The following is a 12414-nucleotide window of genomic DNA, read 5'->3' on the forward strand; positions in this document are numbered from 1 at the left end:
AAATGAACTACCGCCACATCTATCACGCGGGCAACTTTGCCGATGTGCTGAAACATGTCGTGCTGACGCGGCTGATCCGTTACATGCAGAAAAAGGATGGCGGGTTCCGCGTGCTCGACACGCATGCCGGCATCGGCCTCTATGACCTCTCCTTAGAAGAAGCGCAGAAAACCGGCGAATGGCTCGATGGCATCGGCAAGCTGATGGAGGCAGACCTCGGTCCTCAGGTTTCCGAACTGCTGGAGCCCTACCTTTCGGCAATCCGCGAACTCAATCCTGAGGGCGGCATCCGCTTCTATCCCGGATCGCCGAAACTTGCGCGCATGCTGTTCCGGCCGCAAGACCGGCTGTCGGCGATGGAACTGCATCCCGAGGATTACGTCAGGCTGCACCGGCTGTTCGAGGGCGATCACCATGCCCGCATCACCGAGCTTGACGGCTGGCTGGCGCTCGGCGCGCATCTGCCGCCGAAGGAGAAGCGCGGCATCGTGCTCGTCGATCCGCCCTTCGAGGAAGAGGACGAATATCAGCGGCTGGCCGAGGGGCTGGAAAAGGCCTATCGGCGCTTTCCCGGTGGTACCTATTGCCTGTGGTATCCGCTGAAGAAGGGCGCGCCGATCAAGGAATTCCACGAGAGGCTGCAGGCGCTCGACATCCCGAAAATGCTCTGCGCCGAACTTGCCGTTCGCAGCGACCGCGGCATTACCGGACTGACCGGCTCAGGCCTCGTCATCGTCAACCCGCCCTTCACGCTGAAGGACGAGCTACACCAATTGCTGCCCGCATTGAAGGACCATCTGGCGCAAGACCGTTTCGCCTCGCACCGCGCCTTCTGGCTGCGCGGCGAGAACAAGGCGGTCAAGGACGATTGACCACTTAAGCTGCTTGCGGAATAGTCCGCGCCGCAGTCCAAAATCTCATCAGGTGTCCCATGAAGCTCCTTTGTTCGCCCGCCTCGCCCTATTCCAACAAGGTGCGGATGGCCGCGCATTTTCTGGGGCTGGAGTTGAACGCCATCCGGGTCGACACCAATACCGGACCGGCGATCCTGGTGGACAACAATCCGCTCGGCAAGATCCCGACGCTGCTGACCGATGACGGGGTCTCGATATATGACAGCGTGGCGATCATGCATTATTTCGACCGGCTGACGAAGGGCCGGCTCTACCCCTCCAAGAAGGGCAAACGCACGGATGCGGAAATCCTCGAGGCGCTCTGCGACGGCATCTGCGACTGCCTGCTGGCGATCGTCTACGAGCGGCGCTTCCGCGACGAGGAAAAGGTCCATCAGCCGTGGATAGACCGGCAGTGGAAGAAGGCAACGAGCGGGCTCGCTCATCTCAGCGCCAATCCGCCGAAAACGGGCAAGAAGCTCAATGGCGGACATTTCGCGCTGGCCGCGACGCTCGATTATCTCGAGCTGCGCTTCAAGGACCAGTGGGAAGCCGATCATGCGCCGCTCATCGACTGGCTGCGGCAGTTCGACAAGAAATTCCCTGCCCATAGCGAGCTCAAGACCGAAGGCTGAGCGGGCTCAGCGCCTGGAGCAACGAGCGGACAGCAAAAAGCCGGGCGAGGTGCCCGGCTTTTCCATGTCAGGATATTCAACCAGCTTAGAACTTGACGCCGATACCGAGCTTGACGCTGTTCTCGTCGTAACCGCGCGAGAAGCTGCCGGAGTCGAGGTCGTAATCCTTGCTCTGGTAGTCGGTGTAGCGATATTCCAGGCGCGTCGTGATGTTGTTCGTCACGAACGCTTCGACGCCGGCGCCGACCGTATAGCCGAAGTTAGTCTTGCTTTCGTCCGAGGTGTCGTCGGAAACCTTGACGTCGCCGATGGCAAGACCGGCCGTGCCGTAGAGCAGGAAGGGGTTCATGTCGTAGCCGACGCGGCCACGGACGGAGCCGTTCCAGCCATACTTGTTCTCGACGCCGCCAGAGGTGACGTCGTCGCCGCTGTAGCCAAGATCGGATTCAACGCCGTAAACGATTTGGCCGGCCTGCCAGTTGTAGCCGGTGAAGACCTGGCCGCCGAAACCGTAGGTGTGACGGTCGGAACCGAAGTCACCCATGTTGTAGGTGCCGGCGCCGCCGAGGTAAAAGCCTTCCCAGTTGCCTGCCGGCTTGACTGGTGCGTCCTGGGCGACCGGTGCTTCCGGAACCTGGTCGACGGCATCGGCCGCCTGAGCTGCCGAGACGCCCGCAATTGCAAAAACGGAGGCCATGAGGCCAGCAATGAGTACACGCATACTTAGTCTCCTTTCAGTCCCGCGCCGCTTGTCATCTGTCTATCAGTGAAGCATTGGCGGGATATTGCCAGATGTCCCTTCCGGATCGAGACTGAAATTGGAACTCAAATGCGGATTTGAAAGAGCCAAATTGTGATATCATTGTGGCTGCCGCATGGCCGAAATTCGATGTTGCTTTGGCGCAACATACACTTCATTAACCCTACTGAAGCGTTAAACTGAAAATACTTATTTTAAGAAATCGCATTCTTAAATAATACATAGAATATCGGCTTCTGGACGCAACCGCAACGGCCTATTTATATAATCTCCGTCGGCCCCTATATAGTCTGCAGACAGACTCGCGGGATCAGAAGGCAAGATTTTGAAGCACAAAAGACTTCGCTCGGCCCTTATAACAGGGGCTGCTAAAAGAATAGGCCGGGCAATCGCCGAAGACCTTGCTGCAAATGGCTTTTCCGTTGCGATCCACGCGAACGGCTCTATCGGTGAGGCCGAAGAGTTGGTGGCGGAATTGCGGCGGAAGGGACATGGGGCGGTCGCCCTGCAGGCCGACCTTAGCGATCTCGGCGAAACGGGCGCGTTGGTCGCGAAGGCGTCGGAAGCGCTCGGGCCGCTCGATCTGCTCGTCAATAATGCGTCGGTCTTCCAGCATGATTCAGCGCGTAGTTTCAATGCCGCCACCTGGGCATTGCACTTCGACCTGCATGTCCGTGCGCCCTCTATCCTTGCGGCGGCCTTCGCGCAGCAGATGCCCGCTGAGGCAGCAGGGCTGATCGTCAATATCATCGACCAGCGGGTTTGGGCGCTGAGGCCCAGCTTCTATTCGTATACCCTCTCCAAATCCGCGCTGTGGACGGCGACACAGACGCTTGCACAGGCATTGGCGCCACGCATCCGCGTCAATGCCATCGGCCCCGGCCCCTCGATGCCGAGCGAGCGGCAGGCGATGGAGGACTTCCAAGCGCAGGTCTCAGCCCTTATCTTGCAGCGAGGGCCGGCGCTGGAGGAATTCGGACAAACGATTCGCTTCCTTTACGACACTCCCTCGATCACCGGCCAGATGATTGCCCTCGACGGCGGCCAGCACCTCGCCTGGCAGACGCCCGATGTGGCGGAGATTACGGAATGAACGGACGAAAGCTGCCGGATGGCGGCGTTCTCTACGACGACACGGATGAGAGCGAAGACGATATCGAAGTGGAAGGCGACGTTTCCGCCGCCGCCCCGCTTGCGGCGACGGTCGACTGGAATGCGGGCAGCCTCAATGAAACCGGGCTCATCGGCGCGGAATTGATCGGCGAATTCGTCAAGCGGCTGCCGAACAGCCCCGGCGTCTACCGCATGTTCAATGCCGAGGGCGACGTGCTCTATGTCGGCAAGGCGCGCAGCCTGAAGAAGCGCGTCAACAATTACGCCGTCGGCCGCGTGCATTCCAACCGCATCGCCCAGATGGTGCGCCAGACGGCGAACATGGAATTCGTGACGACGCGCACGGAAACCGAAGCGCTGCTGTTGGAAGCGAATCTGATCAAGCGCTTGCGGCCGCGCTTTAATGTGCTTTTGCGCGACGACAAGTCCTTTCCTTATATCCTCATCACCGGCGACCACCGGGCGCCGGCGATCTTCAAGCATCGCGGTGCGAGAGCGCGAAAAGGCGACTATTTCGGACCCTTCGCTTCGGCCGGCGCGGTCGGGCGGACGATCAATTCGCTGCAGCGCGCCTTCCTGATTCGAACCTGCACCGACAGCGTCTTCGAAACGCGCACCCGACCCTGCCTGCTCTACCAGATCAAGCGCTGTTCCGGTCCGTGCACCCACGAGGTCAGCGATGAGGGGTACGGCGAACTGGTGCAGGAGGCGAAGGACTTCCTGTCCGGCAAGAGCCAGAAGGTGAAGTCGCATATGGCCGAAGCGATGAACCAGGCCGCCGAGGACCTCGACTTCGAGCGGGCGGCGATCTATCGCGATCGCCTGGCGGCGTTGTCGCATGTGCAGAGCCATCAGGGCATCAATCCGGCCGGCGTCGAGGAGGCTGACGTTTTCGCCATCCATCACGAGGGCGGCATCTCCTGCATCCAGGTGTTCTTCTTCCGCACCGGCCAGAACTGGGGTAATCGCGCCTATTTCCCGAAGGCCGATCCACAGCTTTCCAGCGCCGAAGTGCTGAATTCCTTCCTCGCGCAGTTCTACGACGACAAGCCGGTGCCGAAGCAGATCATGCTGTCGCAGACGGTGGAGGAGCTGGAACTGCTCGCCGCAGCACTCAGCGAAAAGGCCGGCCACAAGGTTTCCATCCTCGTGCCGCAGCGCGGCGAGAAGCGGGATCTGGTCGACCATGTCGTCGGCAATGCACGCGAGGCGCATGGACGAAAGCTTGCCGAAACGGCGTCGCAGTCGCGGCTGCTCGAGGGTTTCAAGGAGACGTTCGGGCTTGCCTATGCACCGCAGCGCATCGAGATCTACGACAACTCGCATATCATGGGCACCAATGCCGTCGGCGGCATGGTGGTCGCGGGGCCGGAAGGTTTCGTCAAGAACCAGTATCGCAAGTTCAATATCAAATCGACCGACATCTCGCCTGGCGACGACTTCGGCATGATGAAGGAGGTGATGACGCGGCGGTTCTCCCGGCTGATCAAGGAGGAAGGCATTCCTGACCGGACGGCGCAGGTGGCCACGCCCGATGCAGCCGACATGCCCTTCCCGACATGGCCCGATGTGATCCTCATCGACGGTGGCCAGGGGCAGATGACGGCGGTGCGTGCCATCCTTGCCGAACTCGGCATCACCGACAGCGTGACGGCGATCGGCATCGCCAAGGGCGTCGACCGCGACGCCGGGCGCGAACGCTTCTTCCAGCCGGGACGCGAGAGCTTCACCCTGCCGCCGCGTGATCCGGTGCTCTATTTCATCCAGCGCATGCGCGACGAGGCGCACCGTTTCGCGATCGGCTCGCACCGGGCACGGCGCAAGAAGGAAATGATCAAGAACCCGCTCGACGAGATCGGCGGCATCGGCCCATCGCGCAAACGCGCGTTGCTCCAGCATTTCGGCACTGCGAAGGCGGTTTCGCGCGCCGCCCTGTCCGACCTGATGGCGGTGGAAGGCATATCGGAAGCCGTCGCCAGGCAGGTCTACAATCATTTCCACGACGACGCCGCCAAATAACCGGCGTCCGTCGCAAATTCCACGCAAAGGCGGTGAAAAGACAGAAAGAATATTGACGGTCCGTAGCCAAAGCCGTCATCTACCGCATCGGCCCGAGCATGATGCGGAGGGTCTAAAGTGTTACAGGGTCCTTTGCGCGTCTGAAAAGCAGCGCGGCGCTGTAGCAGCGCATCAATTCAGAGAAACGATCCCATGGCATCGCGTGCGTACAGCATTCCCAATCTTCTGACCTACGGCCGTATCCTCGCCGTACCGCTGATCGTTCTCTGCTTCTTCATCGAGGGCAGGCTGTCGATCAGCAATACGGCGCGTTGGGTGGCGCTGTGGATCTTCGTCATCGCCTCGCTCACCGATTTCCTCGACGGTTATCTCGCGCGCATCTGGAACCAGACGTCGAATATCGGCCGTATGCTCGATCCGATCGCCGACAAGCTGCTGGTCGCCTCGATCCTTCTCCTGGTCGCGGCCGACCAGACCATCGCCGGCTGGTCGATCTGGGCGGCGATCACCATTCTCTGCCGCGAGATCCTGGTGTCGGGACTGCGCGAATATCTGGCGGCGCTGAAGGTCAGCGTACCGGTGACGCGGATTGCCAAGTGGAAGACGACGCTGCAGCTCGTCGCCATCGCCTTCCTGCTCGCCGGCCCGGCCGGCGACGAGATTTTCCCCTATACGACGCAGACCGGCATCGCGCTGCTGTGGATCGCGGCGCTGCTGACCATCTATACCGGCTACGACTATTTCCGCGCCGGGGTGAAACATATCGTGGATGACGAAGAATGACGCGGCTTGTCTATTTTGCCTGGGTGCGCGAGCGCATCGGCAAGGGCGAGGAGGAGATCGACCTCCCCTCCTCCGTCGTCACCGTTGACGATCTGTTGAATCATTTGAAGACGCTGGGCGAAGAATATGAGACCGCACTTCAATATCCCGACGTGATCCGCGTGGCGCTCGACATGGAGCATGTTGAGCATGACGAGCCGATATCAGGGGCGAAAGAGATCGGGATATTTCCGCCGATGACGGGGGGATGATTGGGATGAGGTCGGGCGCGGCATATTCCTCTCCCTTCTCCCCAGCGGGGAGAAGGTGGCCCGAAGGGTCGGATGAGGGGGCCGCTGCCACTGGGGCTGCCCTTCGCTTGCGCTCAGTGCGTTCGCGGCCTTCGCCGCTCACCCCCCTCATCTGTCCTTCGGACATCTTCTCCCCGCTGGGGAGAAGGGGGAGGTCGCATTGACCATCACCCCCACCATCCGCGTCCAGCATGAGGATTTCGACCTGCAGGCCGAGGTCGATCTGCTCTCCAAGGGCAAACCCGGCATCGGCGCCGTCGTCACCTTTTCCGGCCTCTGCCGCGATGAGGGCGGCACGCTGGCGGCTCTCGAACTCGAGCATTATCCCGGCATGGCGGAAGCGGAGATGCGGCGCATCGGCGATCTCGCCATCGCCCGTTTCGGGCTTCTCGGGCTGACCGCCATCCACCGCTACGGAAAGATCGCAGCCGGCGAGAATATCGTGCTCGTCGTCGCAGCCGCGCCGCACCGGCAGGCGGCGTTCGACGGCGCCAATTTCGTCATGGATTTCCTGAAAACTGCAGCCCCCTTCTGGAAGAAGGAGCACGGCAGGGATGGCGCCACCGGCGACTGGGTCTCGGCGAAGGACGCCGACGACGCAGCCCGCGACAAGTGGAAATAAGTTAGAGAACGACACGCTCCCTGCGGCTCATGACCAAGAGCAGGACGAGCAGCGAGAAGACGACCAGATCCCGCCAGACGAAGGGGCCGTAGGCGCCCCATAGGGTTTCGACGATGGCGAGCCCGGCAGCGCCGCCTGCCGAGCGCAGCGGATCGGAATAGCCGCCGACGGCTGCGATCAGCAGCACCTTCAGCCCGAACATCAGACCGGCGCCGAAATCCATCGAGCCGTAATAGAAGGTCGCGAGGATGCCGCAGATCGTGGCGACGAGGGCTGCGGCCCCATAGGCGACCAGAAAGACGCGGTCGGCGCTGGTGCCGCAGAGTTCGGCTGCCACCGGATCATCGGTGACGGCGCGCCAGACGCGGCCCCAGGCCGTGCGTCTGAGGATCAGCGTACCCACCCCGACAATGGCACACATCAGTGCGGTGTCGATCAGCTGGATATGGGTGAGCGTCACCTTGAACGGGCCGTCGCTCCAGAAGACGACCGTGTCGTTCAGGAATGGCGGCAACCAGATGGCGCGGGTATTGGCAGCAAGCCTGGCCGTTTCCATCAGTACGATCATGATGCCGAGGGCAGCGACGATGACCGTATTCGGCGATTTGTTGACCAGCGGCAGCATGATCGAACGGCCGATCCATAGGCCCGCCGCCAGCGAATAGACGATCGAAGCGGAGGCGCCGACGGCAAGCGCCGCCGGCAGCACCAGCCAAAACCTGACATAGGCGAGTTCGGTGAAGAGCAGCAGGATCTGGCCCGCGAAGGCAAAGATCGCCCCATAGGTGATGTCGGCCCGCTTCGTCACGCCGAAGGCTACGGCATAACCGAAGGCAAGCGCGGCATAGAGGGCGGCCAGCGGAACCGCATTCGCCAGTTGCTGCAGAAGATAAGCCATTCCAGACACTCCGCGTCACCAAAATTATAACTGGTAAAACCTATTTCACCAGTTATAATTTCACCATGAGCTTTTCCTGGACCTCTCACCGCTTTGCCGGCGGCGCACTGGCGCTCGATGTCGTCAACAGCGTGGTTCTGCGCCACGATGCGACGCGGCGGATCGACCGCTTCGCGGTCAGGGACCAGATGCGGAGCTTTCCGCGCGCCGCCGCCGAATTCTGCGCCGAGCGCGCCCTCTTCGGCGACATCGCGCCGGTGGCGGCGGAACACGAGGCGGATTTCATCGCGCTACGGGAAACGATCGACCTCTATTTCCGCGAGCGTATACTGAATGGCGGCCACGACCAATTGCTGGCCAAGCTGCTGGGAGCGCTGGCGAAGACATTGCGCGACGCCGGCCCCGACAGCCTGGCCGCGGCAACTGCCCATTCGACGCTGCGGCTGATCGTCATGCCCGATCCAGAGCGCATGAAGATCTGCGGCAATTGCGGCTGGCTGTTCATCGACCGCAGCAAGAACAGGAGCCGGGCCTGGTGCGACATGGCGGTCTGCGGCAACCGCGCCAAGGCCAACCGGTACTATCGCCGCAAGAAGGAGGAGACGCCATGAAGAAACACCTGATCGCAGCGGCGGCCGCAACCGGCCTTCTGCTTTCAGCCTGCCAGCGTCAGGCGGAAAACCTGGTCGAGGTCACCGGCCATCTCTTCGTCTTCAACTATCGGGTGGCGAGCGCCACCTATCTGCTGACGCTGAAGAAGACAGGGCCTATACCCGACGGTTCGGTCATCATCGCCGAATTCGAAAATCCTGAAGGTGGCGATCCGCTGGTGCTGAACCAGAAGATCTACCCGATCGACGACAAGATCTCGCTGCAGAGCGAGAACCTGCACTGCGTGCGCAAGGACCGTCCCTATTCCGTCAGTGTCCGGCTGGTGGACAAGGATGGCAAGGTGCTTCAGGAGTTGAAGACTGAGTTCCGCTCCGACCTCGACCAGACCGTCTTGCCGAGCAAGCCGCTCGTCGTTGGTGCGCTCTATGAAAAGAACCCGGAGGTCTTCAAGCCTGACGGCAGTGTCGATTTCTCGAATACCGACAAATGCCCGACATAGAGAAATACATGGAAAAAGCCGGGGCAAGGCCCCGGCTTTCGAGAGTCAATTCAAGGCATTGCCGGCAAATGCCGAAGCGTGGCCTCAGCCGACGATTTCGGTATCGGAAAACCAGTACTTGATTTCCTGGGCAGCCGTTTCAGGAGCATCCGAGCCGTGAACGGAATTTTCGCCGATCGACAGCGCATGAACCTTGCGGATCGTGCCTTCGTCAGCGTTTGCCGGGTTGGTCGCGCCCATGATCTCGCGGTTCTTGAGGATCGCGCCTTCGCCTTCCAGCACCTGGACGACGGTCGGGCCGGAGGTCATGCCTTCCACCAGTTCGCCGAAGAAGGGACGGTCCTTGTGAACGGCGTAGAAGCCTTCGGCTTCGCGACGGCTCATCCAGACGCGCTTGGAAGCGACGACGCGCAGGCCGGCATCTTCGAGCATCTTGGTGATGGCGCCCGTCAGGTTGCGCTTCGTTGCGTCCGGCTTGATCATCGAGAAGGTGCGTTCAATCGCCATAGTCAAATCCTCTGTTTTCTCGGGAAAAGTGGGCGGTCTTTACCCGCCCCAACGCCCGAAAACAAGAGGTAGGCGGCAATTTCACGCCGCTGTCACAGTCCTGCCGCGGCTTTGGTGAAGATCGAGGCAGCGTTCGAACCAGGCCATGACGGGATCGGCGGCGGCCAGCATGGCAAGACCGGCGGACACACGCAGCCATTGCAGCGCGCCGAAGACGATATAGTCGGCAAAGAGCGGTGTCTGCCCGCCGATGAAGGGCTGGAATTTCAACATGTGGCGGAGCGGCTCCAGCTTGGCGCCGAAGGAAGCCTTCTCCGCCTCGCTGTCGGCGGCAACCACTTCCAGCGGCTTGCCCAGACGAACCTCCCGACTTTCGCGGAAATAGGCCTTATCTCCCTCGTCGAGGTTCGCATGAATGTCGAGAAGGGCGATGCGCATGATCGCCGGATGGACGATCATCTGCGAATAACCTTCCACCATCCGGGACAGCGCCTTGCCGCCCTCGCCGTTGAACAGTGACGGTCGCTCAGGATAGGCCTCCTCCAGATAAAGGGCGATGTCGAAACTGTCGGGGATCAGCCGGCCGTTGTCGTCGAGCACCGGCACGGTCGACGAGACGCCACCGCCGATCGCGCGGATGCGGGCGTATGTGGTCGGAATCTCCTCGAAATCGAGCCCCTTATGCGCCAGCGCCATCACCGCCTTCCAGCAATGGGGCGAAAAGAAGCGCCGCTCGTCGGCACCGCAGAGGGAATAGAGGGCTCTGGTCATGACAGTCCTTTCGAGATCACGGCTCCATCCATTCCACGACAGAAAGCGCCGGCGATCAAATCAGGAAATTTCATGGGCACATCACTGCGATTTGCGGGGAAAACGGGCTAGACTGCCGCGACCAATCCGGGAGGGACGGAATGCTCAGACATTACAGGATGTTTGCCGCCTATAATCGCTGGGCCAACACGCAAGTTTATACGGCCGCAGCCGAACTCAGCGATGCAGACTTCCGCAGCGACCGCGGCGCTTTCTTCGGCTCGCTGCATCGCACGCTCAATCATCTGCTCGTCGCCGACCGGATATGGATGAAGCGCTTCACCGGCACCGGCGAAGCGCCGACGACACTCGATGCCGTGCTCTTCGAAGAGTTGGACACGCTAGCCGCCGCCCGCAAGGCAGAGGACGAGCGGATCATTGCCTGGACGGGCATGCTGGACGAGGCAACGCTTGCTGCCAACTTCACCTATGTCACGGTGGTAAAGCCGGCCGAGATCACCCAGCCGCTGGCATCGGCGCTCGCGCATTTCTTCAACCACCAGACCCATCATCGCGGCCAGTGCCACATGACGCTGACGGCGCTCGGCAAGCCGAGCCTCACACTGGATCTCATATACTTCCTGCGCAGCGAGGGCCGCGAATGGATGTGAGGCCCGATCTAAGTTAAAAGCTAAAATATGATGACCACTCACAATTTTCGGTATCATGTTCCGGCCATCAAGACTGAATTAACCGCCTTTGCCAGTTCCACCCGCCAATCCCGGGCTTCCCGTTGAAAATTCAGCCTCTCTTAAAAGCTTGCTGGCATAGCGGATGTGAGAGATGAGGCCGGGTCGCGAGGGATCGTTATGCAGAATGCAAGCGCAAACGCATTGGTGCCGCGCGAGGCGCTGCGCGCCGCGCCGATGGCGAATATTCAGAAGATCGCCCAGCACATGGCGCGCCTGAACGTCGCCGCGCTGCCGCGCAATTACGAACTCTTTCACGAGGCGATCGTCGGGCTCAATGCCGGCCTTGCGCAGGATATCGCCGCACTCGGGTCCCAGCCACAACAGCCGATGCTCGACGAACTCGGCCTGAAATACCGCCTCGTCGGCCATTGCGGGCTGGCGGGCGAGACATCCCGAAACGAGGCGAGCCGGATGCTGCGCGACGTGGCGGAAAGGCTTGCCGAAGGGCTGAAGCACAAGAATGCCTTTGCGCGCGCCTGCGGCACTATCCTGAAATCCGTTTCCGGCCATGACGATCAGAGCCTTGCCGCCTTCCTCAGCGAGATCGACTATCTCACTGCCTCGCTTTCGACCGTTCTTGCAGCGGAGATGGAAATCGGCGCGAAGCTGCAGGACGATATCAAGACGCTGGAAACGCTAGAGCGCGGCATTTCGGCGATGCAATCGGCGGCGATCGCCGACAGGATCACCGGGCTTCCGAACCGCATCGCGCTGAACCGGACGATGGCCGATCTCTACGCGCGTGAAGAAGGTGCCGCCGGTAGCGCGCTGATCATGGTCGATATCGACAATTTCACCGATCTCAACGACAAATACGGCACCCAGGCTGGCAATAAGCTCCTGAAGAAGCTCGCCGGCCTGTTCAGCAAGTCGGTCAAGAAAAACGATTTCGTCGCCCGCACAGAGGCTGACGAATTCGCCCTGTTGTTTTCCAATGTCGGCATGCAGGATGCGATGACGATTGCCGAGCGCCTGCGCGCCTCCGTCGAAGACAATCTGGTCTTTGCGACATCCGACAAAGCCGATCCCGGCAGGCTCACCATCTCGATCGGCGTGGCGCTCAGCACCGATGCGGCAACGCCGGGACAATTGCAGGCCAATGCCCGCGTGGCGCTTCTCGCCGCGCAGTCGAACCCCCGGCAACCGGTGCAGGCTTTCGGCCGCTGAGGCGGCGGACAAAGCACGCTTGTCCCGGGGACAAGCAAGCTTGTCAGCGCACAAGCAAGCTTGGCGCGGGGATAAGCGCTCTTGCCTTGGCGAGCGCTTTCGGCCAAAACGCCG

The 12414-nt window shown here is 61.1% G+C and carries 15 protein-coding genes; 11 read left to right on the forward strand and 4 right to left on the reverse strand.

Annotated features, from left to right (window positions below):
* Positions 1-2: 2 nt before the first annotated feature.
* Positions 3-872 carry a 23S rRNA (adenine(2030)-N(6))-methyltransferase RlmJ gene (locus G9X68_RS01225; RefSeq protein WP_168309823.1) on the forward strand — a complete coding sequence of 290 codons (870 nt, stop codon included), beginning with the start codon at positions 3-5 and terminating at the stop codon, positions 870-872.
* A gap of 59 nt (positions 873-931) precedes the next feature.
* Positions 932-1528 carry a glutathione S-transferase gene (locus G9X68_RS01230; protein WP_171600950.1) on the forward strand — a complete coding sequence of 199 codons (597 nt, stop codon included), beginning with the start codon at positions 932-934 and terminating at the stop codon, positions 1526-1528.
* An 85-nt stretch (positions 1529-1613) separates the two neighbouring features.
* On the opposite strand, the gene G9X68_RS01235 is transcribed toward G9X68_RS01230, so the two are convergent.
* Positions 1614-2249 (reverse strand): outer membrane protein, encoded by a 636-nt coding sequence (locus tag G9X68_RS01235; RefSeq protein ID WP_171600951.1) that lies wholly within the window; start codon positions 2247-2249, stop codon positions 1614-1616.
* A gap of 364 nt (positions 2250-2613) precedes the next feature.
* On the opposite strand from G9X68_RS01235, the gene G9X68_RS01240 reads away from it, so the two are divergent.
* The 5 genes from G9X68_RS01240 (at position 2614) to G9X68_RS01260 (ending at position 7115) form a co-directional block, all read left to right on the forward strand.
* Complete coding sequence (locus G9X68_RS01240) at positions 2614-3381, forward strand: SDR family oxidoreductase (RefSeq protein ID WP_171600952.1); 768 nt, start codon at positions 2614-2616, stop codon at positions 3379-3381.
* A complete protein-coding gene (gene uvrC / locus G9X68_RS01245) occupies positions 3378-5420 on the forward strand; it encodes an excinuclease ABC subunit UvrC (protein WP_171600953.1) in 2043 nt (680 codons plus the stop codon). The genes G9X68_RS01240 and uvrC overlap by 4 nt, the downstream gene beginning before the upstream one ends.
* Before the next feature lie 192 nt (positions 5421-5612).
* The gene (gene pgsA, locus G9X68_RS01250) at positions 5613-6203 is read left to right on the forward strand and encodes a CDP-diacylglycerol--glycerol-3-phosphate 3-phosphatidyltransferase (RefSeq protein WP_003547103.1); all 591 of its coding nucleotides are present in this window, start codon (positions 5613-5615) and stop codon (positions 6201-6203) included.
* On the forward strand, positions 6200-6454 hold the full coding sequence (gene moaD, locus G9X68_RS01255) for a molybdopterin converting factor subunit 1 (protein ID WP_168316275.1): 255 nt from the start codon (positions 6200-6202) through the stop codon (positions 6452-6454). Before pgsA ends, moaD begins: the two co-directional genes overlap by 4 nt.
* 199 nt (positions 6455-6653) lie before the next feature.
* Complete coding sequence (locus G9X68_RS01260; protein ID WP_171600954.1) at positions 6654-7115, forward strand: molybdenum cofactor biosynthesis protein MoaE; 462 nt, start codon at positions 6654-6656, stop codon at positions 7113-7115.
* Between the two features lies 1 nt (position 7116).
* Here G9X68_RS01260 and G9X68_RS01265 read toward each other — a convergent pair whose 3' ends face one another.
* On the reverse strand, positions 7117-8013 hold the full coding sequence (locus G9X68_RS01265) for a branched-chain amino acid ABC transporter permease (protein ID WP_171600955.1): 897 nt from the start codon (positions 8011-8013) through the stop codon (positions 7117-7119).
* 65 nt (positions 8014-8078) lie between these two features.
* Between G9X68_RS01265 and G9X68_RS01270 the strand changes: the two genes are divergently transcribed.
* Both G9X68_RS01270 and G9X68_RS01275 read left to right on the forward strand, forming a co-directional pair.
* Positions 8079-8624 (forward strand): CGNR zinc finger domain-containing protein, encoded by a 546-nt coding sequence (locus G9X68_RS01270; RefSeq protein ID WP_171600956.1) that lies wholly within the window; start codon positions 8079-8081, stop codon positions 8622-8624.
* The gene (locus tag G9X68_RS01275) at positions 8621-9124 is read left to right on the forward strand and encodes a hypothetical protein (RefSeq protein WP_171600957.1); all 504 of its coding nucleotides are present in this window, start codon (positions 8621-8623) and stop codon (positions 9122-9124) included. The genes G9X68_RS01270 and G9X68_RS01275 overlap by 4 nt, the downstream gene beginning before the upstream one ends.
* A gap of 84 nt (positions 9125-9208) precedes the next feature.
* Here the strand turns inward: G9X68_RS01275 and ndk are convergent, their stop codons facing one another.
* Together ndk and G9X68_RS01285 are read right to left on the reverse strand one after the other, a co-directional pair.
* Positions 9209-9631 carry a nucleoside-diphosphate kinase gene (ndk, locus tag G9X68_RS01280; RefSeq protein WP_004680549.1) on the reverse strand — a complete coding sequence of 141 codons (423 nt, stop codon included), beginning with the start codon at positions 9629-9631 and terminating at the stop codon, positions 9209-9211.
* 81 nt (positions 9632-9712) lie between these two features.
* Positions 9713-10402 carry a glutathione S-transferase family protein gene (locus tag G9X68_RS01285; protein WP_171600958.1) on the reverse strand — a complete coding sequence of 230 codons (690 nt, stop codon included), beginning with the start codon at positions 10400-10402 and terminating at the stop codon, positions 9713-9715.
* Between the two features lie 140 nt (positions 10403-10542).
* Between G9X68_RS01285 and G9X68_RS01290 the strand changes: the two genes are divergently transcribed.
* Complete coding sequence (locus G9X68_RS01290) at positions 10543-11052, forward strand: DinB family protein (RefSeq protein WP_171600959.1); 510 nt, start codon at positions 10543-10545, stop codon at positions 11050-11052.
* A 198-nt stretch (positions 11053-11250) separates the two neighbouring features.
* Positions 11251-12300: a GGDEF domain-containing protein gene (locus tag G9X68_RS01295; RefSeq protein WP_171600960.1), complete on the forward strand. Its 1050-nt coding sequence runs from the start codon at positions 11251-11253 to the stop codon at positions 12298-12300.
* The last annotated feature ends 114 nt before the right edge of the window (positions 12301-12414 follow it).

Origin of the sequence: Rhizobium changzhiense (genome assembly GCF_013087625.1) — a bacterium.
GTDB classification, from domain to species: domain Bacteria; phylum Pseudomonadota; class Alphaproteobacteria; order Rhizobiales; family Rhizobiaceae; genus Rhizobium; species Rhizobium sophorae.